Annotated in this window: 17 protein-coding genes and 5 pseudogenes; 9 read left to right on the top strand and 13 right to left on the bottom strand. The window is 58.2% G+C overall.

Features of this window, described 5'->3' with window-relative positions; all coding sequences use genetic code 11:
* Both EN991_RS40250 and EN991_RS01600 read right to left on the bottom strand, forming a co-directional pair.
* Positions 1–263: pseudogene (locus tag EN991_RS40250) on the bottom strand (transposase); the annotation flags it as partial.
* A gap of 269 nt (positions 264–532) precedes the next feature.
* A complete protein-coding gene (locus tag EN991_RS01600) occupies positions 533–2,188 on the bottom strand; it encodes an MFS transporter (RefSeq protein ID WP_063169321.1) in 1,656 nt (551 codons plus the stop codon).
* Between the two features lie 581 nt (positions 2,189–2,769).
* Here EN991_RS01600 and EN991_RS40630 point away from each other — a divergent pair.
* Positions 2,770–2,936, top strand: a pseudogene (locus tag EN991_RS40630) (IS21 family transposase); the annotation flags it as partial.
* Positions 2,937–3,336: 400 nt separating this feature from the next.
* Here EN991_RS40630 and EN991_RS41610 read toward each other — a convergent pair.
* From EN991_RS41610 to EN991_RS01555, 9 genes and pseudogenes are all read right to left on the bottom strand, one after another.
* Positions 3,337–3,543, bottom strand: a complete 207-nt coding sequence (locus EN991_RS41610; protein ID WP_199489648.1) for an SDR family oxidoreductase — start codon at positions 3,541–3,543, stop codon at positions 3,337–3,339.
* Positions 3,531–3,812, bottom strand: a pseudogene (locus EN991_RS41605) (SDR family NAD(P)-dependent oxidoreductase); the annotation flags it as partial. The pseudogene EN991_RS41605 and the gene EN991_RS41610, both read right to left, overlap by 13 nt.
* Positions 3,813–3,839: 27 nt before the next feature.
* On the bottom strand, positions 3,840–4,037 hold the full coding sequence (locus EN991_RS41600) for an SDR family oxidoreductase (protein ID WP_063169323.1): 198 nt from the start codon (positions 4,035–4,037) through the stop codon (positions 3,840–3,842).
* Positions 4,038–4,776: 739 nt separating this feature from the next.
* Positions 4,777–5,670, bottom strand: coding sequence for a polysaccharide deacetylase (locus EN991_RS01580; RefSeq protein WP_224570030.1), 894 nt, complete (start codon positions 5,668–5,670; stop codon positions 4,777–4,779).
* A gap of 145 nt (positions 5,671–5,815) precedes the next feature.
* Positions 5,816–7,219, bottom strand: coding sequence for an aspartate aminotransferase family protein (locus EN991_RS01575; RefSeq protein ID WP_063169325.1), 1,404 nt, complete (start codon positions 7,217–7,219; stop codon positions 5,816–5,818).
* Between the two features lie 13 nt (positions 7,220–7,232).
* Complete coding sequence (locus tag EN991_RS01570; RefSeq protein ID WP_063169326.1) at positions 7,233–8,711, bottom strand: NAD-dependent succinate-semialdehyde dehydrogenase; 1,479 nt, start codon at positions 8,709–8,711, stop codon at positions 7,233–7,235.
* A 973-nt stretch (positions 8,712–9,684) separates the two neighbouring features.
* The gene (locus EN991_RS01565; RefSeq protein ID WP_063169327.1) at positions 9,685–10,863 is read right to left on the bottom strand and encodes a Xaa-Pro peptidase family protein; all 1,179 of its coding nucleotides are present in this window, start codon (positions 10,861–10,863) and stop codon (positions 9,685–9,687) included.
* 401 nt (positions 10,864–11,264) lie between these two features.
* Complete coding sequence (locus EN991_RS01560) at positions 11,265–12,413, bottom strand: M20 family metallopeptidase (protein ID WP_063169328.1); 1,149 nt, start codon at positions 12,411–12,413, stop codon at positions 11,265–11,267.
* A 36-nt stretch (positions 12,414–12,449) separates the two neighbouring features.
* Positions 12,450–13,628 (bottom strand): aminotransferase class V-fold PLP-dependent enzyme, encoded by a 1,179-nt coding sequence (locus tag EN991_RS01555; protein WP_063169329.1) that lies wholly within the window; start codon positions 13,626–13,628, stop codon positions 12,450–12,452.
* 850 nt (positions 13,629–14,478) lie between these two features.
* On the opposite strand from EN991_RS01555, the gene EN991_RS01550 reads away from it, so the two are divergent.
* The 3 genes from EN991_RS01550 (at position 14,479) to EN991_RS01540 (ending at position 18,050) form a co-directional block, all read left to right on the top strand.
* The gene (locus EN991_RS01550; RefSeq protein WP_127368037.1) at positions 14,479–14,940 is read left to right on the top strand and encodes an Lrp/AsnC family transcriptional regulator; all 462 of its coding nucleotides are present in this window, start codon (positions 14,479–14,481) and stop codon (positions 14,938–14,940) included.
* Between the two features lie 409 nt (positions 14,941–15,349).
* Positions 15,350–16,537, top strand: a complete 1,188-nt coding sequence (locus EN991_RS01545; protein WP_063169331.1) for a M20 aminoacylase family protein — start codon at positions 15,350–15,352, stop codon at positions 16,535–16,537.
* A 79-nt stretch (positions 16,538–16,616) separates the two neighbouring features.
* Complete coding sequence (locus EN991_RS01540) at positions 16,617–18,050, top strand: amidase (protein WP_063169332.1); 1,434 nt, start codon at positions 16,617–16,619, stop codon at positions 18,048–18,050.
* A gap of 808 nt (positions 18,051–18,858) precedes the next feature.
* Here the strand turns inward: EN991_RS01540 and EN991_RS41595 are convergent.
* A complete protein-coding gene (locus EN991_RS41595) occupies positions 18,859–19,164 on the bottom strand; it encodes a hypothetical protein (protein WP_164548505.1) in 306 nt (101 codons plus the stop codon).
* Between the two features lie 2 nt (positions 19,165–19,166).
* On the opposite strand from EN991_RS41595, the gene EN991_RS01530 reads away from it, so the two are divergent.
* From EN991_RS01530 to EN991_RS01520, 3 genes and pseudogenes are all read left to right on the top strand, one after another.
* Positions 19,167–19,496: an ATP-binding protein gene (locus EN991_RS01530; RefSeq protein WP_272482847.1), complete on the top strand. Its 330-nt coding sequence runs from the start codon at positions 19,167–19,169 to the stop codon at positions 19,494–19,496.
* 771 nt (positions 19,497–20,267) lie between these two features.
* The gene (locus EN991_RS01525) at positions 20,268–21,275 is read left to right on the top strand and encodes an ATP-grasp domain-containing protein (RefSeq protein WP_063169333.1); all 1,008 of its coding nucleotides are present in this window, start codon (positions 20,268–20,270) and stop codon (positions 21,273–21,275) included.
* 188 nt (positions 21,276–21,463) lie between these two features.
* Positions 21,464–21,744, top strand: a pseudogene (locus EN991_RS01520) (integrase core domain-containing protein); the annotation flags it as partial.
* A 48-nt stretch (positions 21,745–21,792) separates the two neighbouring features.
* Here the strand turns inward: EN991_RS01520 and EN991_RS40615 are convergent.
* Entirely contained in the window at positions 21,793–22,032 is a 240-nt protein-coding gene (locus EN991_RS40615) for an IS110 family transposase (RefSeq protein ID WP_063169335.1), read from the bottom strand.
* A gap of 209 nt (positions 22,033–22,241) precedes the next feature.
* Between EN991_RS40615 and EN991_RS01510 the strand changes: the two are divergent.
* Both EN991_RS01510 and EN991_RS01505 read left to right on the top strand, forming a co-directional pair.
* Positions 22,242–23,446 (top strand): annotated as a pseudogene (locus tag EN991_RS01510) (IS110 family transposase).
* Between the two features lie 419 nt (positions 23,447–23,865).
* The coding region (locus EN991_RS01505; protein ID WP_206519136.1) for a transposase at positions 23,866–24,087 on the top strand (222 nt) is incomplete at its 3' end.

The following is a 24,087-nucleotide window of genomic DNA, read 5'->3' as shown; positions in this document are numbered from 1 at the left end:
TCGCTATAGCGGGCGATGACGGCGGCGTCGATCCTGTCGGTCTTCTCCAGGAAGCCCATCGCCTCGGCGAATCAGCGTACGCTCCTCGCATTGGCCATGCCGCAGGCTACTCCCAACTCCCACGACAGCAGGAAGGGAAGCCGTTCGTAGCCGCCACTGGCCTCCATGACGACGAGCTCGACACCATTGACCTAACACCAGGCAGCAAGCTCGGCTATGCCTGCCGCATCGTTGCGAAAGCGGCCCGCCGCTCCGCTCGGCACGACATGGGTATCGAGCCAGTCTTTCGAAACATCCACTCCACAGATAGTCTTGTTCACGGTAACCTGCCTTGTGCGTGCGATTGGAGCCAAGCGACTATTCGGTCGTACGTGACGAAGGCGAAGATCCCAGGCTCACCCACGGTTGTGGCCGGAGGGGTGTCGGGCGACTTCGCCTTGCTTCGAACCGGATGGCCATCCGGTTCGAGGCTCAGTCGCTTCCATCGCACAAAGTCCTCTGCGTGCAGATACAAGGGGTTAACCTCGAAGAGTCAGTGTCGGAGAAAATAACGTGCTGATTCATCGGACTTTAGGGCCGAGCTTGTTGGTCGCTCGATAAAAAGCATGATTTTAGGCGGAAGCTGTCCTGCATGCAATTTCAGCACTTGTTTACCCAATTCCTTGTCTGCTTCCGTGAGACGATGGTTCAGGCGAAGGTAGTCGGTCCAGGTCGGCGTGCGGAATGTCTCTATCCATTGCATAGGCTCCTGAAGGTTGCGCTGGAGAGTCCAATGACGAGCGCCGACGCGACTGTGCACATGCCGGCGCGCCCGCATGAGTTCCAGGAATGCTTCGCGATTTTCCTCGGGCACTAGGTACTCGACTTTGACCACGATGGGACCGCTTCTTGGCTTGAGATTGAGGGCGACTGCCGGTGCGTCGAAGTCCTCCAAAGCATCTGGATCGGATTCGCGGCGCTCGCGAAGGGGAAACAGGAGGCCCGTGGCGGCGACCAGCAGAAGGGCTCCAGCGGAGCCCTCCAGTGCCAAGGTCAGTGAATGGTTCTGGGCCACCGTGCCCCACACCCAACTGCCCGCTGCGATGCCGCCATCGATCAATGCATAGTAAATCGAGATGGTGCGCCCCACGACCCAGCGCGGGCTTGCCAGTTGCACGGTCACGCCGACCCCGGACCAGGCGGTGACCCAGCCCGCGCCACCCATGGCGAGTGCAATTGCCGCCACTGCAATCGAAGAAGTCAGCGCAAGCGAAAGGGAGCATGCCGCGCAGGCGACGCATGCGAGCGTCATCAGCCGCTCTTGTGACAAGCTCCGTCTGAACACGCTGTTCGAGATGCCGGCGAAGACGGCGCCTGTCCCGAATCCGGCCATGAGCGTGCCATAGGCGAGCGGTCCGCCTCCCAGCTGGTCGCGGACAACCAGCGGCAGCAGCGCGAGAATGGCGATGCTCGCCAGACCAAAGAGGGTTCCGCGAGTGATCGCCGTCTTAATCTCCGACGACATCGCCGTGAAGCGTAGCCCGTCATAGATCGCCGTCCTCATCGACTCACGTGGGAGAGGTGATGAGCGAACCATCCACTTGCAGCGCCATATGGTTACCAAAGGGACCAGATAGGTAAGACTGGTTACGGCGAAAGCCGTCATCAGCCCAAAAGAGGCAACTACTATGCCACCGAGCGCCGGGCCTACGGTCCGAACAGTGTTGAAGCCAACGGAGAGGAGCGTGACGGCGGCGGGAACGTCGCGTCGGTTCACCATATCGCCAACCGAGGCCTGCCAGGCTGGATCGTGGAGAGCGCCGCCGCATGCGATCAAGAAGCTGAAGCCGAGGATCATCCACGGATCGACAAAGCCCAGCACCACAAAAGCCGTCAGCATCGCAGATGCCAATACCATAAGGCACCGGCCGGCGAACATGACCCGGCGCCGGCTGAAATTATCAGCCAAGGCCCCGGCGAAGACGGATAAGATGAACGCTGGCAGGTTTGAAGAAGCCTGAACCAGCGCGACCATCAGATCGGAAGTCGAAATCGTAGCCATCAGCCAGCTGATGGCAACAGTCTGCATCAACCAGCCGAGCGAGCTGACCTGCGTGGCGAACCAGATTGAACGAAAGCTCGGATTTCTGAGGGGCGCAAATGCTCCTGGCGAATTTGGATCGGCGACTTGGTCCGCAAGACTGCTCATCAATCTAACTCTTGCCTATGAGCCAGTTTTACATTGCTCCGACAGCCAGCAGCCGCCCAACCCGTTGAAGGTCCGAATCGGCCAATGTGCGCAAATAGTTACAACGCCCGGCAGGAGATTGAACTCGCTGCCGGGCCGATGCGCCTTGGGAGGAGGCGTAGTTGGAACCTTTGTGAAGACTTGGAACCAGCCGCATCAGGCCAGCCTACACTTACAATATGAGGATCAGACCACTCCAGGATTTTAGTGCATTGAATGGGTACTCTTCCAGCAATCCTCGCCAACAAATGCAGGAGATCGGCGTCGAGCTCCTAAATCTGCATAATATCGGTGATTCGCGGGCGAGCAGTGCAGTGGGCACATTCTCCAAGCTAAACGCTGAACGGGCTTTTTGCTTCTCAAATCGCCATAACAGGGAGAGATGGGCAAATACTACTTCAATATGCTCCCAAGGACGCTGAGTTGACTGCAGCCTCAGCAGAGCTCTCCGCGTGCCTTTTTGCGGCTCCCCGCGGTGCTCGCGCCCGCCGCGCCTGCAAAGGCTTTCCTCAACAGTCGTTCAGTTCGAGCAGCCTTTGCCAACTCTGACTCAAAAGCTGCCCGACTGGATTGACGGCCTCAGCTTCTTCGGCGGGTCACTGAGGCGATCCGTCTGCTACAACCTGGTGTGGCCAAGGCGCTGTGGTTCGCGCCGACGCTGAACGCGACCGTTGCGACAATGACCGAGCAGTACGACACTGCCATATTGATCGCTGGGAAGCGCGCGAAGGGTAAATTCAACTTGCCCACCACCGCGATCAAATGTGCGCCGGGTAATGGCGCCGCTAACAGGATCGACCACCGGAACCGGTTACCGGCAGAGTCGGTCTGCATCCGGGAATTGCAGGGCCATCCTGTGTATAGGCTTAAATTGCGCTATTCTTCTCTACTGTGACAGGCGGGAGCCGCCGTCGACGGGGATCACTGCGCCCGAGACGTAGAACGCGTCGTCCGAAGCAGGAAGGCGATCACCGCCGCCTGCTCCTCCGGCGAGGAGACGCGCTCGAGCGGATTGGCGCGACCATCAGGCGTTGGTAGCTGCGTACGTGCAGCGCTCGAGTCATGTCGGTGGGGACCACGCCGGGCGCCACCGCATTCACGGTTATACCCTACAGGCCCTGCTCGCCGGCCTGCTGGAGCGTGAGATACGCGATCCCGGCCTTGGCCACCGAATAGCCTACCGTTCCGGGATAGCCCGTAAGCCCGAGGATCGAGCTGACATTAATGATCCGCCCGCCCGGCTGGCGCATCCGCGGCCGCAACTCGCGGGTCAGGCTGATGACTGCACGCAAGTTGATATCGATCAGCGGGAACAAAAGGCATCGTCAGTATCGGCGAGCGACTTCGAACCGCCAATGCCGGCATTGTTCACGAGGACGTCGAGCGTCTCGATCCTTGCGGCATCCAAGGCGGCCAGAACCCGCCCTGCGGCGTCGGGCATGGCCAGATCGCAGACGAGCGCCGTCTGGCCAAGGCCCGCAGCTGTGTCGTGCACTTTATCCAGAACATCCACTAGCAACACCCACGCCTCTTCCGAGCCAAGCCACGCCGCTGTTGCGGCACCGATCCCGCGCGCCGCGCCGGTGACGACGACAGTGTTTCTGACCGGAGCTTAGGCAAGGCTGCCTCCGTCGACCGTAAGCGCGGCGCCGATGGTGAAGCCCGCCGCATCGTCCAGCAGATAGCCGACAGCTGTCGCCACCTCGGACGGCAACCCCATTCGGCCCATCGGATGCGCAGCGATGATCTTCGTCCGGCGCTCGACCTGTGCCGCTTCTCCCCGGGCGAAGGCGACGCCGGCCTCGGCCAACGGCTGGCGATGGTTCCGGGGCAGACACAGTTTGCGCGGATATTTCTGCCGCGTGGTTCAGCGCCAGCGTGCGAGTCATCATCACAACCGCCGCCTTGGTCACCGAATAGATCGGCACGTCCTTCGAGGCCTGCAGACCAGCAGTCGAGCTGAAGAGCACCACCGATCCGCGGCCAAGCTCGCGCATCTGCGGGATGCAGCTTGCAGATTCGCCAAATGGCCCCGACGTTGAAGCTGAACATGGCTTCGTACCCTTCACGTCTATCAGCCGCTTCATCGCACCGTAATGCCAGCGGCCGCGACCAAGCCCTCAACCGGCCGGCCAAAGCTCTCGCGGGCGAGGTCGACCAGCCCTTCCAGCATCGCCGGATCGGTCACGTCGCAGACAACTCAACGGGCACCAGGACAGGCGGCCAGAGTTTGGTCCAGAGCCTCTTGCGACAGGTCAGCCAACACCAAATCCGCTCCACCCGCCGCCAGCAGTTTGGCACTGGCCGGGCCAAGCGCGCCACCCGCCGGTAATCAGCACCGTTTTTCCGGCAAAGGTCGTGTCAATCAAGATTGTAGTCCTCCTCCAAGATAAGAACTCCCACTGTACCCGCTCTGAAAGCGAATACCGGACAGCGGATGATCCGCGTCATTCCAAATCCATTGGTGACCGCCGCAACGGTCGAGGCGCAGGACGGCTTGCGCCGCCCCAAGAACACCGCACTCTACCGGCGTTCCTGTCTGAGAGTTTTCAGAGACATGAGGACGCACGCTCGGCGACCTGATGATGTGTGGCGAACCAAACGTCACCCTTTGCTTTGGCGCGTCGAATTAATTCTTCTACGATCCAGATCCGTGAGCGATATCCAATGACGTGTGGATGCAGAGTCAGCTGAAATAAATCGGCATCTTGATAGGCCCCTTCGAACTCCCGAATAAATACAGAAAGCACGTCGTCGACTGATAAATCTGGCCGTGAAGACCCATCGGGACTCATCCAAAGATAAGTGGCATCGTCTCGAATCCATTCGACCGGTATTTCAATCACTCCCGTGGGTTCCTCGTCTTCCAGCAGCTCATAGCAACTATCATCGGCCATAAGGGATGAGTCGTATGTCAATCCGGTTTCACGTATGATCCGTAGAGTTGCGTCGGAAAAATCCCAGGAAGGCGTTCGAATTCCCGTCGGGCGTTTGGAAGTGATTTTTTCAAGAGTGTCGGCACTCCTCATCATTAAAGAGCGCTCGCTCTCTGCGCTCAGTTCCGAGTTTAGCTCGTGTATCCAGCCGTGCATGCCAATTTCATGGCCTTCATCGACAACTGCGCGTTGCTCGTCTGGATACAACTGAGCGATCACAGCGGGAACGAAAAAACTCGCCGGAACGTCGTACTTTCTCAAGAGTTCCAAAGCCCGAGGCATCCCTCGTCGGCTCCCGTACTGACCCCAGGATAATCTGCTTAGCGATCGCCCTCCCCTGCGCAATTCGTTCGACTCATGATCGACGTCGAACGAGATGGCGAAGGCACAGCGTTTACCGCCGGGCCACATTGGTCTTAGTGCCTTGCCCGCTCTGACTTTGTTGATGCGCCGCCGCCAATGGCTTTCAGGCCATTCCCAGGGATTGAGTGCGGTCGAATTGGCCACCAGTTCCTCCTGAGCAGTGTCTGCATTGAATTCCGCCGAAAACTCAATGAGCGGAACGCGGCACCAGCTCAGCTGGCAGCCCCGCAAGCCGATCAGGCCGTCGCTTGAGTTTGCGCCTTGATTACGACAAGATGGCCCAACTCATTCAGATTTTCTCACTCTCGCGAACAAGCTCATCCATAACCGAGCGCACGGCGCTTTCTGCGATTGCAACAATCTCCTCCGCCTCAGCTTTGGTTGTAACCAGCGGCGGAGCAAAGCCCAAAATGTCCCCGTGCGGCATGGCCCGAGCGATAAGACCACGGTCACGGGCGGCCTTCGAGATTCGCGCACCTACCTTGAGCGCCGGATCGAAACGCTTCCGATTGTCGCGATCGGCAACGAACTCGATTGCGCCCATAAGACCGACGCCCCGCACTTCGCCGACGATCGGCAACTGCGCGAACCTCTCCTGCAACTGCGCCTGGAAAAACGCGCCGACGTCACGCGCATTGCCGGGGAGGTCTTCTTTCTCGACAATATCGAGGACCGCGTTGGCCGCGGCGGCGCCGATCGGATGACCAGAGTAGGTGTAGCCGTGCGAGAATGCCCCGACCTTGTCGGCTCCATCCTCCAGGACTTTATACACCTTCTCACCGACGATTGCCGCTGAAAGCGGGAAGTAGGCCGACGTCAAACCTTTAGCGATCGTGATGAGGTCTGGCTCGATGCCATAGTGCTGTGAGCCGAACATGGAACCGGTGCGGCCGAACCCTGTGATCACTTCATCGGCAATCAGCAGCACATCATGTTTTTTGAGGACCGTCTGTACCGCTTCCCAATAGCCTTCCGGCGGAGGCGTGATACCACCTGTGCCGAGGACGGGCTCGCCAATGAAGGCGCCGACGTTGTCCGGGCCGAGCCGCTCGATCAACTGATCAAGCTCGGCGGCGCGGCGAGCGGAGAATTCGCGCTCGGTTTCGCCCGGGGTTGCGCCCCAGTAATGATGTGGAACACCCGTGTGAACAATCTGCGGAAGTGGCAGGTCCATGTGGTCGTGATAAAAGCTCATGCCCGTCATCGAGCCCGACACGACGCTGCAGCCGTGATAGCCGCGTTCACGGGAGATGATCTTCTTTTTGGTCGGCTTGCCACGCAGGTTGTTGTAGTACCAAACAAGCTTGGCCTGGGTCTCGTTCGCATCCGAGCCGGACATGCCATAGAACACCTTGCTCATCTTGCCCGGCGCCATCTTCACAAGGCGATCGGAGAGGATCGCAAGCTCGTCGGTCGTGTGCGCCGCATAGGAGTGGTAATACGCCAAGCGATAGGCCTGACGCGAGATCGCATCGGCGACTTCCGTGCGGCCATACCCGACATTGACGCAGTATAGGCCGGCAAAGCCATCGATAAATTGGTTGCCATGCGCGTCCTGGATGCGGATCCCCTTCCCTGTCACCACGATCGTTGGGTCGCCGAGCTTGCCAGTGGCGAAATCTTTAAGCTGAGTGAAAGGATGCAAGACCGAGTTGCGGTCCTTTTCGGTGATCTCTTTGATGTTGATGGTCATTGAATGCTTCCTTTCAGGCCGCGATGTTGCCGATGCAGAGGTATTTGGGTTCGAGATATTCGATAAGACCGTGCCTTGAGCCCTCGCGACCAAGGCCGGATTGTTTCCAGCCGCCGAACGGAATGCCCGGCCCCGTAAATTTTGGAGTATTCACGGCAACCATGCCATATTCGAGCCGGTCGGAGAGCCGCATGGCTCGGTTGAGATCTTGGGTATAGACGTAGGCCGCAAGTCCCATCTCGGAATTGTTGGCTCGCGCGACCACCTCCCGTTCGTCGTCGAAGGGCAGGATTGCAGCGACAGGTCCAAACGTTTCGTCCTTCGCAATCACCATGTCATCGGTCACATTAGCAAGCACGGCCGGCGTGACGAAGTTCCCGCCAAGCGAATTGTGCTGTGCGCCTGCTACCATTCGAGCCCCGGCTGCTAGAGCCTCAGAAACCTGGTGCCTGCATTTGTCAGCACCAGACGTCTTTGTCATCGGACCGATGTCGACACCTGGCTCCAATCCGTGCCCGACCTTTAGTTTACTGGTGGCCTCGGCAAATTTTTCCGTAAAATGCTCGTAAATCTCTCGCTGCACATAAATCCGGTTTGCCGCGAGACAGTCCTGACCGGATGTCGCGAACTTGGCTGCCATGCAACCGGCGACCGCAGCGTTGATCGGCGCATCGCCGAAAAGGATGAAAGGAGCATTGCCGCCAAGTTCGAGCGAGACTTTCTTCACTGTCTTCGCGGATTGCTCGAGAAGGATTCTGCCGACCTCGGTGGAGCCCGTAAAAGAGAACGCACGCACGTGGGTATGCAACAACAGCCGTTTGGCAAGTGGCGGAGCTTCGCCCGTGATCACCTGAAACACGCCGGGCGGAATGCCAGCATCCCCGGCAAGGCGGGCAAGCGCGAGGGCCGACAGTGGCGTTTCGGGTGCCGGCTTTACAATCATTGTGCAGCCAGCGGCCAGTGCAGCTCCAGCCTTTCTGGTGATCATTGCCGCTGGGAAGTTCCATGGCGTAATGGCGACAGTCACCCCGATCGGCTGCAAATGCACGGCCAGCCTGCTTGCGGGGAGATGGCTGGGAATCGTTTCGCCGTAAGCCCGCTCCCCTTCCCCTGCAAACCAATCTAAAAAGCCGGCAGCGTATGAAACTTCGCCGCGGGCTTCAGCAATCGGTTTTCCTTGCTCGGCCGTTATGATGACAGCCAGGTCTTCGGCGCTCTCCCGCATGCCTGCCGCCCATTTCCGCAGATATGCACCACGCTGTAACGGAAGCATGTCGCGCCACTTGAGGAACGCTGCTCTTGCGCAATGGACCGCGTCGTCAACGTCGGCGTCTGCGCAAGCCGCAACTTGAGCGATCTCGTCACCGCTGGCAGGATCAAACACGGCAAGAGTATCTGATTTGGAGAGCCAGGCGCCGTTCAGATACGCATCACCACGCAAAAGGTCTGGCCGTTTGAGCCTGCGTAATGCCGTGATTGACGTACCCCTCATCTAAGACTCCAATGGTATGCTGATGCCTTTAGGTTATTGCTGCCACAGCGCCGATCGGCAGCGCAGTTGATGCCCCTTTAGCTGCATTCCTGCAAACAGCAGCCAATTCGCGTAGAATTGGACACGGCTCACAACTTCACTTGCCAGGAGGCTTAGCGACCGCGAGCGAAGGTCGCGCTGGTCGCCGGCGGCGCGGAAAGTAGTTGGTTCCAGCGCCGATCTCCCGATCCCGAGTTCCCGATCTGGCCTCGTGGCATTAAGTTCTCGACCGACACCGATCAGGCGCACTGACGCAGGCGCAACCGCCTCGAATCTTAGACGGAACTCGCCGCAAGGCTACTTTCGTCCGGCACTGTGCAGGGTGACCGCGACCGCTTCAGACACGATGGCATCGCGGACGACTTCATTCGGAAGGAGGTCTTGGGGTCCCGAAATTGAGGTCCCCGCGATAACCCAGACATTCACTTGGTGAAGTGGTGAAGTCGCACGAAACAGCAGAAAAGGATGAAGCGAGCCCCGGGCAAAAGGCGAGCTTCGCTGCCGAGCCATCTATCGGGAACAACGTGTGCTGATGTCGCGACGTGTTGCACGGACGGGGCGGACCATACTCGCGTTCCCACCGGCGCGCAGGGTTGGCAAGAGCCCGCTTCAGGCGCGCGTAAACTCGTCCTCAATGCTCCTCAAAAGCTAAGTCCTCTTGCGTCATCCGCGCATTTGTAGAATGGGGCAACGTTCACGCCGCGCTCGCGTCACAGGTGGCTCATTTCGGCCTACGGATCTTAATCTCCGCTGATGCAGAGAACTCATGTGCTAGGCGAGATTCTCCTGTCCCAGAGGTTGGGCATGCCGCACCTCTCAGACAGCGCCGTCCTTAAGCTAGATCCGTTCATCCGCTCGCCGCAGAAACAAATTTCAACCGGCTTCGAACGGACCCAGTGAGATCGCAAAACGATTTGGGTCACATCCAAATCACCTAGTCCACGACGATCAAGCGGCGATCAACATCTGCCAATCGCTCACCGCCCCTTTCGGTTACAATAAATGATTCAGAGATGGCGGCGCCGAACCCTTCGAGCCTAACCCCCGACTGAAAATGGAAGCACATTCCTGGTTGTAGGATGGTCTTGTCGCCCGCGCGAATACTAACCGTGCGTTCGCCCCATTCCGGCGGGAAGTTGAGTCCGATTGAATAGCCGGAGCGGCCTATCTTGATATACCCGTTCCGCTTGAGGATATCTTGCCACACCGCATTAAGCTCCTCAACGACGGTACCAGGCTTTGCCATCTCGAGCACAGCATCCCCGCCTTCCACTATAACCTCAGCAAGACGCGAGACCTCTGCGGGTGGCTTTCCGATGTGGACGGTGCGGCACAGCGGCGCACAGTAGCGGCGTCGGGTGGCGCCGAACTCCATGAGAACCAGGCCAGAGGTCGGCAAGGGCTCCTCGGTCCAACTGAGGTGCGGAGCGTTCGTTTGTTCGCTAGTCTGGATAAGAGGAGGACCGCTAGAGTCGCCATATTTACCGTCCACCCCTCGTGTCTGGGCCCGGTACACCTCCGCGACGACCTCATGTTGCGGCACTCCAGGCCTTAGGTTAGCGATTGCCGTCTGCATCGTATGCGTTGCAAGGTGGCCCGCTTCTCTCATGTAGACTAGTTCAAGGTCAGATTTTATAAGCCGTGCCCAATTGACTAATTCGCGGCTATCAGAGAATTTTGCATTCGGAAGGCCTTTGACGAGATGTTGATGTGCTCGGGCAGTATAGAAGTGGGCGTTAAGCTCGACACCGATTCGATCAGATCCCCAGCCGCGCGAATTGATAAGCTCGCAAAGATCGTCAAATGGATGTAATTCTGGATGTTGAAGTCTATGATCGGAAAATGAGCTTATATTTTCTCTAGGCAGATCCGTCGTTATATAAGCGGAATTTACATCGACGAAACGTCCGAACCAGAGGGGCATGTCCGACTGGAGATGCACTAAGACCACCTGAGGCACGTAGAACGAATAGCCGTCAAAGCCGGTAAGCCAATACATATTCGCGGGATCCTGGCAGATCAGCAAGTCCAGCCCCGCTCGCTCCATCCGCTGCTTCACGTCATGAACACGACGCCGAAACTCCTCGGGCGGAAATGGCTTCTCATATTTCATCTCGTCGAGTCCTTCAAAACAGGCATTCCTCGAACGGATCAGGCATTCGTCCTGTCCGCATACTTTCTCTTCGTATCACGTCACAAGAGGCTGTTTTCCCCGAGGATTTCTTCTTGTCGCGGAAAATCTGCATTTCCTAGGCACTTGCCGTACGTTATCCGCATATGAGCGCCAAATTTTCGGTGGCTCTGCGTCTCCGGTGGAAGATCATGCCCTCCCTATGGTGAAGACGCACTCTGCCTGTCGCAACAGAATTTCAAGCACGGGCGGCAAGATCTACGTGGGAAGCGCCGACGAGACCAGCGAAGATCGGGACGTTGCGGCCGCCACGCTCATGCAGCATCCGGGGCGTCCGCGGCCCAATGGACGGGGTTTGAGCACCCCCATCAGGCCGGCCACTCCTAATATGTGAGCATGATTCTCTGGTACAAATCAGCAGCCTTGGTCAGTTGATCGATTTCAACGAACTCGTTGTTCGTATGGGCTTGGGCAGTACGCCCGGGTCCGATAATCACACACGGGATCCCAGCCAATGACAGCTGATTTGCATCCGAGCCGCCGGTGGCTCCCTTCTGCTCTCCGGTCCCCGCGACGTGGGCACAAGCCGCTCCTGCGACTGCTGCAATTTTGCTCGACCCGGAACTGATTGGAGGCGGGTCTTCCAATGCGGGAAGCAATGACCGAACATTGATCTTGTCTTCGCCCTGGCGAAGGCCTTCCAGTATGCTTTCTACCTCCGCCAACGCGTCCTGCGGCCGCTCCCCGGGTATGAGACGCCGATCGACCCAGATACGGCATACCGGCGGTACAGTGGTAAGTTCCAAACCTCCTTCGATGAGGCTCACGGTCAGCTGTGATGACCCTACCAATGGGTGCTGCGCCCGAGACACAAGGGATCGATGGTGCTCATCAAGTGCCAATACCACCTTGGCCATGCCCGTGATCGCGTTCACTCCGAGATGAGGCTTCGACGTATGAGCCGGTACACCCTGAACCTCGATTTGCCAGCGGACAGAACCCATGTGAGCTACAACGAGCTCTAATTCGGTGGGTTCACCGACTACCGCACCCTCATAAGCGACACCGGAATCGGCTATAGCGCGGGCGCCAAGTTTGCGGTACTCTTCGTCAATGCTGGCTGCCACAACAACCGTGGCCCGGGGCTGCCGTTCACCAAGTGAGCTAAGCGCAATCAACATAGCTGCAAGTGAGCCTTTTGTGTCGCAGCTACCTCGCCCATATATTCGCCCGTCCCGTTGCTCACCCGAGAATGGATCTGATTCCCACCTATCGATAGGAACGGTATCCATATGAGCAATGAATAGAATACGCCTATCGGGTTCTTTCCCAGGTACCCAGGTCAGGAAATTCGAGCGACCATCGGCCACCTCCTGTATCCCGTAAGCCAGCTTCCGCTCCTTGCAAAAACCCTCGAGGAACTTGGCTACACCTTGCTCTCCACTACCTTTTGGCGACAGCGATGGATTGATGCTCTCGATCTTTATAAGATCTTGGAGAAGTCCGATAGTCTCGGCGCTCTGGGTCGACATGTACTCTCCTGTGTGCATGAACTAGCCGTGTCGCTCTTACTTCGACCAGCTCTTGGCCAGATTGATTACGCGATCGACTTCATCGGCGGTGTTGTAAAGATGCAGGGAAAACCGGAGCATGCCTCTGCGTATTGAGACGATTACCCCGTTCTTCGTGAAATGCTCGTGAAGCGACCGAATGCGGGCGTCGACTGGGCGCCCTTCAACAAGATCGCTGGAATCGCCAACGGCTACGATACTTCCAGTGTGAGCGCCTGGTGGCCCGCCGCAGACCGGAAGCCCGATATCTAAGAGACCAGTGGCCATACGTTTTGCGAGTGAGGTAACGCTCTGGTCGATCGCCTCGGTTCCGATATCAAGTAGCTGGCCCATTGATGCATATGCAGCCAACATGCCAGGGAAGTTGTAATGCCCGATATCAAAGCGGGGCGCGCCAGAGCGCAACTTTACAAAACTAGGTACCGGAGCTGATTCTGGCGCGTTTCCGAAATCTACGCTGAAGCGCGCAAGATAGGCCGGGCTCAGCCGATCGGCCCATTCTTTACGGCAATATAAAAAACCCGATCCATAAAGACCCATCAAACCCTTCACAGTGGACACTGCTACACCGTCTACGCCAAGTCGATTGACGTCGGTGTGGAGTATCCCAACAGATTGCGTCGCGTCCGCCAAAAGAAATGCACCGTAGTGCCTACAGGCTTCGGATATCTGCTCCATGACGGTCCGAAACCCCGGAACCATCGTCACCGTCGCCAAGGCAACAACGCGGGTATGAGAATCAATCGCCTTTACGAATGCATCAGGGGGAATTGAGCCGTTATCCGGCTCTACGACTCGCAACTCGACATTGTAGCGGTCTCTGATCTGAATCCATGGCAAGATATTATTTGCGTGTTCCAATTTTGGGCATAGAACGACGTTGTCTCCATCTCTCCAATCGATCGCATTAGCGATGATGTTGATGCCTTCCGATGCATTCTTGGTAATTGCAATTTCATCGTGATCTGAATTGATAAATTGTGCGAACCTAGCGCGAGTACGCTCGACGTGTTCGAGCATTCTTTCTTCGTCGTTTAGGCCATGCAGCCGATTGTTCAAATGAGGCTCGATTGAAGCCAATGTTGTGCTTGATATGAGGCCCTGGTTCGCGACATCCATGTAGATGGCGTTTGCTGTGGCTGGAAACTCCTTTCGGAGGATGTCCAAGGGAAGCATATGGCTTTCTCTCCTGGGAGTGCGGACGGCGGTTGAGCTACCTTGTTCAGGCGATCGTTCCGGCAAGGGTAAGAATGCCGCCAGACTGGTCTGCGCTGACCTGCCCATTTTACACGGTGCTCGTGCCGACTTTGGTCTAACATTCGGTCTCCCACGCCGCATTCCTGCGCCAAACCGCGATTCACGCAGAGATCGCGAGCCATTCTCGCGGATCACTGAAGCGTCTCGACGGAATGCAGCTGCAACAACTGCCTCACGAGAGATCAATTTGGGTAATTCTCAGACCGCGGATAGGGCTTCTTACCAGTGCTTGGAGCGACGTTAGCCTGACTGAGCCGACGACCTTCTCCTCCAGCCCCACACCCATGCGGATCATAGTTCACTCGCGGCCGACGCGCGAGGGCCGTAAGGCATCCGAAAGCCGGGGCCGGTTCATAGCCTGACTCTCATGGTCTCCGATTTATGCTGCAACGCCGACACCCTTGGTGATGTCGCTCCCTAACACGCTTGCCTCGAACTGATGCGAGCGTGCTGCAACTCATGTTTTCTGCGCCTGAGCAACGAGATCGGTAGGATCTTTTCGACCGGGGATCGCCCCCACCCGATCGAATCTGCCGTTCTTGCGCTGGCCCGCAACTGCTCACCAGCAACGCCCATCGATTCAGCGGCACCCCTCAGATAGTTATACTATGCCGGTATTGTGCGCAGATGGCGAAAGAAACGCCGATTTTCTGCGACTTGGACCGACTTTAGCGCCGAGAGGGCGTTTGGCACTTGCTACATTTTGGACGTACGGACTGGCGGCCTTGGCATTGGCCGATATCATCATGAGCAGAGATTGTGAAGGGAGCTGGATCGAATTGACCGGAAGATTCTCAACGTCGTGCAGGGCAACAATCGCCTTACGACAGAGGAATTGGGCGAACTTGCCGGACTATCGGCTACCGCTTGTCAGCGGAGATTAAAGCGACTTCGAGACGCTGGCGTCATCGAAGCGGACGTTGCCATAGTTTCACCGGAAGCCGTCGGTCGGCCCCTGCTCCTGCTGGTATCCATCACTCTCGAGCGCGATCGCGCCGATATCATCGATCGTTTCAAGCAGGCAATTCGGCGGACGCCTGAGATCATGAACGCTTACTACGTTACGGGTGAAGCGGATTTTATTATTACGGTCTCTGCTCAGGACATGGCCGAGTACGAGGCGTTTACCCGTCGTTTTTTTTACGAACATCTTGAAGTAAAGGGGTTCAAGACAATCGTTGTAATGGATCGGATCAAGGCGTCGTTTGCTCTGCCAATTGCTGAAGAGTAGCCTTCAAAAGAGCCCGCCCAGGCAACCACCACGCGCCTTCCGCGGGTCGCAGTTGTCCCGCACTTCTGAATGTCGGCTGTCCTATTTTGAATGGTCCCGCATATATACCAGGGCACCTCCTCTCAGCCTGCAGGTGTTATGCGCCAATGACCAAAAAACGATGATATTCTGCGGGACCAAGGCGCCCTTCGCGCAACCAAGCTCTTTGGCACTTGCTACATTCTGGGCGGAGCGGAATTCAGGATTGTCGGTCCCCGGCTAATTGGAGCGGCTTCAGTCGGCGGAATAGCTGGGGTGCCTACGTCGCACAGAGGATGCTGTGCTCCCGGCAGCGCGGAAACGGGTCTCCCGGCTCTCGCAAGGACAAAGCGTGAAATTCGCCTGCAACCGGCAAGAAAGGAAAGTCCCCGTGGCAATTCTCAATAGCGTCGCAGAGTTTCTCCCCGAGATAGTGGCTTGGCGCCGGGACATCCATGCACATCCCGAACTGGGCTTCGACATCCCCCGTACTTCGGCATTTGTCGCCGAGCGCCTGCGCGAATTCGGCTGCGACGCCGTCGCGACCGGCATCGGCAAAACCGGCGTCGTTGGCGTCATCAAGGGCAACGGCGTCGTGAGCGACGGTAACCCAAAGGTTATCGGATTGCGCGCTGACATGGATGCGCTGCCGATCAACGAAGCGACCGATCTGCCCTATGCGTCCAAGAACAAGGGCTTGATGCATGCGTGTGGGCATGACGGCCACACCGCGATGCTGTTGGGTGCCGCGCGCTATCTTGCCGATACTCGGAATTTCGCTGGAACGGCGGTCATGATCTTCCAACCTGCCGAGGAGATCGGTACCGGCGCCGTTGCCATGCTAGATGACGGTTTGATGGAGCGGTTCGGCATCGAGCACATCTACGGAATGCACAATCGTCCGGGCTTGCCGGTAGGTGTCTTCGGAATCCGGCAAGGTCCAGTGATGGCGGCAACTGATAGCATAGAAATTAGCATTGAAGGGCGAGGGGGGCACCCTGGAAGGCCTCATGAATGCATCGATCCGATTCTGGTCGGCGCTCAGCTTGTGACGGCCCTGCAGCATATCCTGGCTCAGAACATTGACCCTGTCGACTCGGCAGGAATTTCGTTCCACCAGTTCCAGTCCGGGCAGAGACTAGTCCCCGTCGTTCCGCAAACAGCGGAGTTGGTGGGCACCATGCGGACGCTAAAGCCGGAGGTGCGCAAGTTCGTGAAGGAGCGGGTGGGCGAAGTGGTCGCCGGCATCGCCCAGATAACCGGCGCGAAGATAGATATTAAATTTCAGAGCTTCGACGCAATTCTCTTCAATGAGGTCCAGCAGACCGACCTTGCGAGAAGCGCGGCCAAGGGCGTGGCCGGTGAAAACAATGTGCTCGAGACGCCACCGGTAATGGGGGGGGAAGATTTCTCCTTCCTGGCGCAGGCGCGGCCGGGTGCTTTCGTCTGGTGCGGGAACGGTGACAGCGCCGGCCTGCATCACCCTGCCTACAATTTCAACGACGAGGCGATTCCTTATGGAACATCGTACTGGATCAAGCTCGTAGAGAACACGTTGGGATCCCGTCCGACGTCTTGATGATCGGTCTGACAAGGGCCGCAGAACGAATGAATAACTGCCGTCTTATGCCAGGCTTGAATGTAGCGGACCTCGTAAAATGAAAACTCGTTCATCCGTGCCAACATCTCTTGAGGGTCTGTCGGCGTGCGAATGCCTGGAACTCTACCGAAGGCGGCAGCTCTCGCCTGTTGAAGTCGTCGATGACTGTCTCAGCCGCATCGACGCCAACAACCCGGCGCTGAACGCATTTTGCCTCGTCGACCACGAAGGGGCCAGGTCTGCTGCCCGGGCCTCGGAGGGTCGATGGATGAAGGGGGAACCAGCCGGAGTACTAGATGGCATTCCGGCCACCATCAAAGACCTCACCTTGACACGAGGCTGGCCGACAAGACGTGGCTCATTGTCCGGCAGCACCGAGGGACCCTGGACTGAAGACGCCCCTGTTCCAGCCCGTATCCGTGAGACCGGTGGCGTTATCCTGGGCAAGACAACCACTCCAGAATTTGGCTGGAAAGGGGTAACAGACAGCCCGGTCTACGGGATCACCCGCAATCCCTGGAATCCTGACCTGACACCAGGCGGGTCGTCGGGAGGGGCGGCAGTTGCGGCTGCGCTCAACCTTGGCTTTCTTCATCAGGGTAGCGACGGCGGGGGATCAATCCGGATACCGGCGAGCTTCACGGGGACCTTCGGCTTCAAGCCAACCTTCGGCATCGTTCCGCAATGGCCAGCTAGCGCCATGACAACGCTGTCTCATTTGGGGCCGGTGACCCGCACCGTTGCGGATGCGATCCTGATGATGAATGTGATTGCACGAAAGGACGCTCGCGATGGCTATGCGGGTCCGGCGTACCTAGGTCTCGACCCCGATCCAGCAAAGACCACCATCAGGGGCCTGCGGATCGGCTACAGTCGGAACCTCGGCTATGTCAAGGTGGCGCGAGATATCCAAAACGTTACCGATAATGCGATCGACCAGCTTCGAGCTCTTGGGGCCGAGGTGGCCGAAGTCAATCCGGGATTTGCGGATCCGGTGGAGGTGTTTTCTACATTCTGGTTCGCTGGCGCCGCCCGTATTGTGTCACGAATGAACAAACAGCAAAGACAATTACTAGATCCTGGCTTTCTGGAAGGTGCCGAACGCGGGCTGAAGATCACCCTTACCGAATTTCAGGAAGCTGAGGCGATGCGGTTCGAGCTCTCCGCTCTGATGGCGAAGTTCCACGAAAATTACGATCTCTTGGTCACACCGACGATGCCTATCGCGCCGTTCCCCGTCGGGCGAAATGTGCCGGATGATAGTTACAAGGGGTGGGTGGACTGGACGCCCTTCACCTACCCTTTCAACTTGACCCAGCAACCAGCAGCATCGATTCCATCGGGCCTGGATGATCAAGGGCTGCCCGTCGGGCTACAACTGGTCGGCGCGCGCTATTCCGACACCTCCGTCCTAGCCGCGGCATATACGATCGAAAGTCGCCTGGGGCTTCCTTCTTTCGCGAGGAGCAGATTCCACGCTGCCACCCCTTAAAACTTGAGACTGCCGCGCTCAAGCACCTGACGGCCTCCAAGCGGTCAAGCCACGGACGCGAATGTCATTCGATAAAGGGGCGCGGCGTCATAGATGGGCAGTCCTGTCCTACGACGGATTGCTGACGTCACCATCGGGGACAATGTACATTCAAATAGGAGTGCGTCAATCTTGGGATGTGCGGCGCGAAGTCGCGACACAGACTGCAACCCGGGGACTCCATTTCGGTAACACTAGCCGGCCGCGTATTACCTTCGATGCCGCCGATGGCTACTCTTGCCCCTGCGGATGAATCCATGCCCAGCAGCTCTTCGCCGCAGTGTCTTGAGTCTGCGGCCAGACGGCGAGCTTTGCGCCGGCCGGAAGCTGCCGGAGGAGCGTGGGCGCCAGTAGCAGGCTCGACATGGCCACGGGAAGTTTGACAGACGTGGCCAGTGCAGCCTGGCACCAGATACTGAAGCCGCAGTCCCTGGTTATCGCGACGGCTCCGCGCTCAACCAACCGCCTGGCAGCTGCAATGTAGGCCGGCTCGAGAGAGGCATCGCCAGGACTGACCCTCTCCGCCAAAGCCCCGGCCGCGGTCTCTATTATAATTGGGAAGTCGAAGTTGCCGGGTTGAAGACCGACCCCGATGCGGTGGCGGAAATTCACCAGGGCGCAAGTCCGATCTCCAGCCTGTGATTTTTGCAACACTGGCCATCCAATGAGGATCCAACTGCCGTCTGATCGTGACAATTCAGCTGCGTCAAATGCCTTTGCCGCCAAGATGGCGCGTATCGTCAGGTTGTGCTGACCAAGCTGGGACGCTCTACGAGCGCAGGAATCCTGCATTCGCCTGACGCTTCCGGCTCGGTTGCAAGGCTCGGGAATAGTAATGACGAAACAGTGGATCAGCACGCCGTAAGCCCAGTGCAAAAAATGCGGGCTTCGTGCCGAACCTTTTTTTGGAACGGCGGGCGCGGATCTCATCATTGAGATTACCGGAAAGCCTGTCCGGACTTTTTCGAAGCCGCACTGTTATCCTGTTCGAGAGCGACGCATCGATGGTTCCTTTCCCCGCCTCATCGACAAGCTCACCCGTGTCCACTTGGCTCATCCACGACGACTTCGGCAACCATGCTCTCTCCGATCAGCAGCGCTTCCACCTCTTCGAAAATCGTCGAGGAGCGCTATCAGAGAAAATCCACCCTGATCACCGCCCAGGTCCCCGTGGCAAGCTGGCACGACCTTATTAACGACAGCACGGTCGCCGACGCTATACACGACCGCTCGTGCACAATGCACACCGCATCGCCCTTCAGGGCGAGAGCATCCGAAGAAAAAAGCCTCGGCCCTCTTGACCGACTCCGAGAACACCGAAATCAATCAGCCCTACAGCAACCAGGCTGCCGAGGACCAACCTCGACGAACTGTCGGACTTTTGTGAAAACGCTGTCCGGGAATTAGCGGAATCGCTGTCCAGCTTTTGAAGCGCGCAATAACACTATGGCCGTCATCGAAATGAGCAAGGCGAAGTGCTGATTGCCGCGTTTGTTCCGGGATTAAGCGCCAGCCTCTCAAGAAGATTTATGCCGACTCGCCATCATTGTTGAAACTGCTGCAGCGCTCGCACGTTGAAGCCGGCCAGGCCGGGCATACGATTATGCGGATCGCCTTCGCCCAACTTCAATTCTGGACGCCAGGGCTCGATGTAAGGGACCGGCGAGCGTCAAAAGACTGCGGATGGGTCGCCGCTCGTCCCCTGGGATACGATCTCTGTCGGATTTTGTCGCGCCTGCGACATAGTGGTTGTGCGGGCCAGTTTAGTACCTGATATGACCGTAAGTTTGATATCAAACTCAAAGCACTGGCCGACGTGCATTTTGCGAGGTTGGCACGGTTTTTGAAGCGATCATTTCGCGTCGGAGCGCTCTCATCCGCCGGTTATCATCTGTTTTGGCATAAACCCTGCATAAGGCTTTATTGATGGTACCGCAACCCAACTCGCCGTCTTTCGAGCTACTTGGGCAAAAAGAGCACCGCCAGCGGAAAGGGTCGGGAACCGGAGAGGGAACCGGGTGGTGGACCTATGTTTGTGGAGGGGGTTGTGAAAAGGGTCAGCCATGGTGCTTCGAGCCTCTTGTACTCGTGCAGGTCGTCAATGTTGATATAGCGGTTGGCCTCCATCCAGTTTTCATTGGTTTCGTGACAGCAGACAAACGTCAAAGGAGATAGCTCATGCGAGTAGCCATCGTAACGAACAGTGATTTCAACGGTGTGATTAACCGGTTCGGTCAGCCTTGTCCGCAGCCGCCGCAGCCTTGGCCGCATAGCGGCACGTTGGAAGATGTGGTGGCGGCACTTCAAGAGGGCGGCCACGAGACGGTAGTGTGTGAAGGCGATAAAGGACTGCTCGCCAGTCTCGAGCGGTTCATGCCACCTGATCCGCAAGGTCGCCCCTCGGGAATGGTCTTCAACTTGGCGGAGGGAATTCAGGGCGAAAAGCGTTACACTCATGTTCCTGCCATGCTTGAGATGGCCGGTGTTCCATACACTGGATGTAGCCCCTTCGGGATTGGGCTGACGGGAGACAAAGTCATTACCAAAATGCTCATCCGCGATCAGGGCGTGCCGACTCCGAACTTTCGCGTGATGCGTCGCGGCACCGAGAACACCGGCGACCTGAGATTCCCAGTGGTAGTGAAGCCGCGGGAGGAGGACTGCAGCTTCGGATTGCAGATCATACATGAACACTCTAAGTTGCGGCAGGCCGTCGAAGTGATCGTCACGCAGCATGCTCAGGATGCGCTAGTGGAGGAATACATCGAGGGGCGGGAAATCTGCGTTGCGTTGCTCGGAAACGGGGAGCCCGAAGTTTTGCCTCTAGTGGAGCAGGACTTCGGTGACCGCGAAACGCGTGTTATGAATTGGGATGCGAAGTACGTGGCGGCCGCAGCGGTGCCCAAGATTTGCCCGGCGAAAATCGAGAGCGGGCTTGAGACGATGTTACGGGATATTTCGGTTGCGACCTTCCGTGCCTGCCACTGCCGGGACTATGCCCGCGTCGATTTCCGGATCGATCGCTCAGGCCAACCGTTTGTCCTAGAGATGAACTCGGTGCCGGCCCTTGGTATACACTCCAGTTATGGCACAGCTGCAACGGCCGGCGGACACAGCTTCGTAAGCTTGATCAATCGCATCCTCAATGTCGCCCACACCCGCTATTTCGGAATCGGCGTCTCATAGTGGATTGATCGGATCAAAAGAGTCCGATTTCGGGATTCCGTTTTGCGGTTTGGCGTGCGAGTTAGATGCATGCGCAATAGCATCCCCCTTCACCGTTTTGGCCAGCGACCGTCAGCGCCTGCAAGCGCTCGTCGCGGCGCCAGGAAGCCCGCAAGCACGTTCGGGGGCCGCATCGTCGCGCTGTGCTTCGAACCACGAAGCCAAAGCATACTTGGACCACCGGCTAGGTCGAGCGAATGAACCGCACCATCAAGGACGCGACGGGCAAGCGTTTCCACTACGACGATCATGACCAACTGCGTCGGCATCTTGCCGACTTTGTTGCGGCCTACAAATTTCGGCCGCAGGCTGAAGGCCCTCAAAGGTCTCACCCTACGAGTTCATCTGCAAGGCATGGGCTTCCCAGCCCGAGCGCTTCACTCTCAATCCGCTCCACCAAATGCCTGGACTTGTCTATTCGGCGTGTTGAAGTCAATCCCATTCAAGCTTCCTAGGCTGACCTGCCGACGCGATTATCCTAGCCTGATTGATGTAACCGCGGCGTCAAACCGAGATACGGCCCCACGTCCTTCGAATTCCTGAAGGGGGCAGGAATATCGACCGTGGCGTTGAAACCCAGTGCAACGATAGGGCCGACGCCCAGCACGGTCATCAACCGCCTGCAAACCGTGTCACCCCTCACGATCGACAACAGTCTTTCGTGTAGCACCGTGAACTGCTCGCAAAGTTTCCGACGGGCGGTGAGCAACGTCTCCATGATGTCTCGAGTTCCGGAATGTCACCGGAAGGGTCCCGGATGCGATCCGCGAATTTGCCGGCCGTCGACAATGCCAACTTTGAGACCGAAGTTACGAAACAGGCCACGGATGTCGTTCTCGATGGCGATGGCCTTTTCCTGAAGCGACTTGAGGGCCGTCAGCAGCGCCCGGCGATTCTGGGTCGTCAGCGTCTTGACAGTAAGACCGTATGTCCGCCTCTGCCGATGAGGTGGCTCGCCCTACACTGCGCGTCCGAGGGTTGCTCGGACGGGCCGAGCCGATCCTCACCACAGGAGGACGAGCCGTGGCGGATTATAGAGAAGCATTTGTCGGAATCGATGTTGCGAAGCTTAAGAACGCTATTGCGATTGCGGAGGCAGGCCGGGAAGGAGAGGTTCGGTTCTTCGGTGAGGTCGACGCGTCGGCGACCAGCATGCGGCGGGTCATAGGCCGGATCGCCAGCCGCTTTGATTACGTGCATTTCTGCTATGAGGCTGGGCCGACCGGGTACGGCCTTTATCGCCTGATCCGGTCGCTCGGGCACGAGTGCACCGTGGTTGCACCATCATTGATACCAAGGAAGCCCGGCGATCGGGTGAAGACGAACCGTCGAGACGCCATTTCCCTTGCCCGACTATTGCGCGCCGGCGAGCTGACCGCGGTGTGGGTTCCCGATGAAGGGCACGAGTCCATACGGGATCTTGTTCGCGCGCGGGCGGGCGCGGTCGAGACGCTGCGGGTCCATCGCCAGCAGGTGAGCGCATTCATGCTCAAGCACGGCCGTAGCTATCCGCGAAAGAAGAGCTGGACGATGCGCTATCTACGCTGGCTTCAGGAACAAGGTTCGATCATCCCGCGCATCAGATCGCACTCCAGGAGATGGTCGAGGCGGTGCGCGTCTCGAAAGAGCGGGTCGAGCGGCTGGAGCGTGTGATCGAAGAGTTCGTCCCGGCCTGGTCGCTGGCACCGATCGTGTGGGCGCTTCAGACATTGCGTGGGGTAGACCTAATTGTCGCCGTGACGTTCGTCACCGAAGTCGGCGACGCCAGCCGGTTCGAAAGCCCACGCCAGCTCATGGGATATCTCGGTCGGGTCCCCGGCGAGCGCTCAACCGGGGAGACAGTCCGGCGCGGCGGCATCACAAAGGCAGGCAACGGTCGGGTTCGCCACATGTTGGTCGAGAGCGCCTGGACCTATCGACATCCGCCCAAGGTCGGGAAGGCGAAGCTATACCGGTTGGAGCAGGCGTCACCGAAGGTGCGTGAGATCGCCTGGAAGGCGCAGTCCCGCCTGACAGCCCGCTACCGCATGCTGAGCGCTCGGGGCAAACGGACAACGGTCGTCTGCACCGCGATCGCCCGTGAACTGGTCGGCTTTATGTGGGCAGTCGCAAGGGAGGCGCGCGTCACCTGATCGCTCGCCGCGATGGCGCACATATCGCGCATGGGCGGAGGCGGGACCACGGCAGGGGAATGCCCGTCAGACGCTTTGTGGCCGGCAAATCGACCGACGCCCGCAGTAAGATAGGAACAGCCCCGGACGCACAATCGGGAATGCGGTAGCCAACCCGCGCATCAGAGCTTGATCACCGACGTCCTTCAGTTCCGCCTCCCCACCCATGCGCGATCATCAGAATGAGCAGCCGTTCCTCGGATCGGGCGACCTCATGCGTTCCAAACCTTGACAGCGGACATCAGAGCGGTGTTTCCGGACCACCTTTCGGGAGTGGTCGCGATCTGTGAGGTTGCCGATCCTGTATTGGGATCGGAGATCGGCTTGTGTCTGGACTTGACCTTACGCTTGACCCGGAGCGGCAGCTTCGGCGTTTCGAGGTGATCAACGGTGCCGGCGGTCGGCGTCACTGGTCGGTGGATGACAAGGCGCGGATCATCGCAGAGACGCTGGAGCCGAATGCGATCATTTCCGAGGTCGCCCGCCGTTATGGTCTCAGGCCGCAGCAGGTCTTCGCCTGGCGCCGCGAAGCGCGCAAACAGGCCGCTTCGGTGCAGCAAGATTCTCCTGCCTTTGTGCCGGCGGTTGTGGCGGGGGCGGGA

The sequence above is a fragment of the Mesorhizobium sp. M7A.F.Ca.US.005.03.2.1 genome (assembly GCF_003997795.1).
GTDB classification, from domain to species: domain Bacteria; phylum Pseudomonadota; class Alphaproteobacteria; order Rhizobiales; family Rhizobiaceae; genus Mesorhizobium; species Mesorhizobium ciceri.
This window is presented reverse-complemented; position numbering and strand designations above follow the sequence as displayed.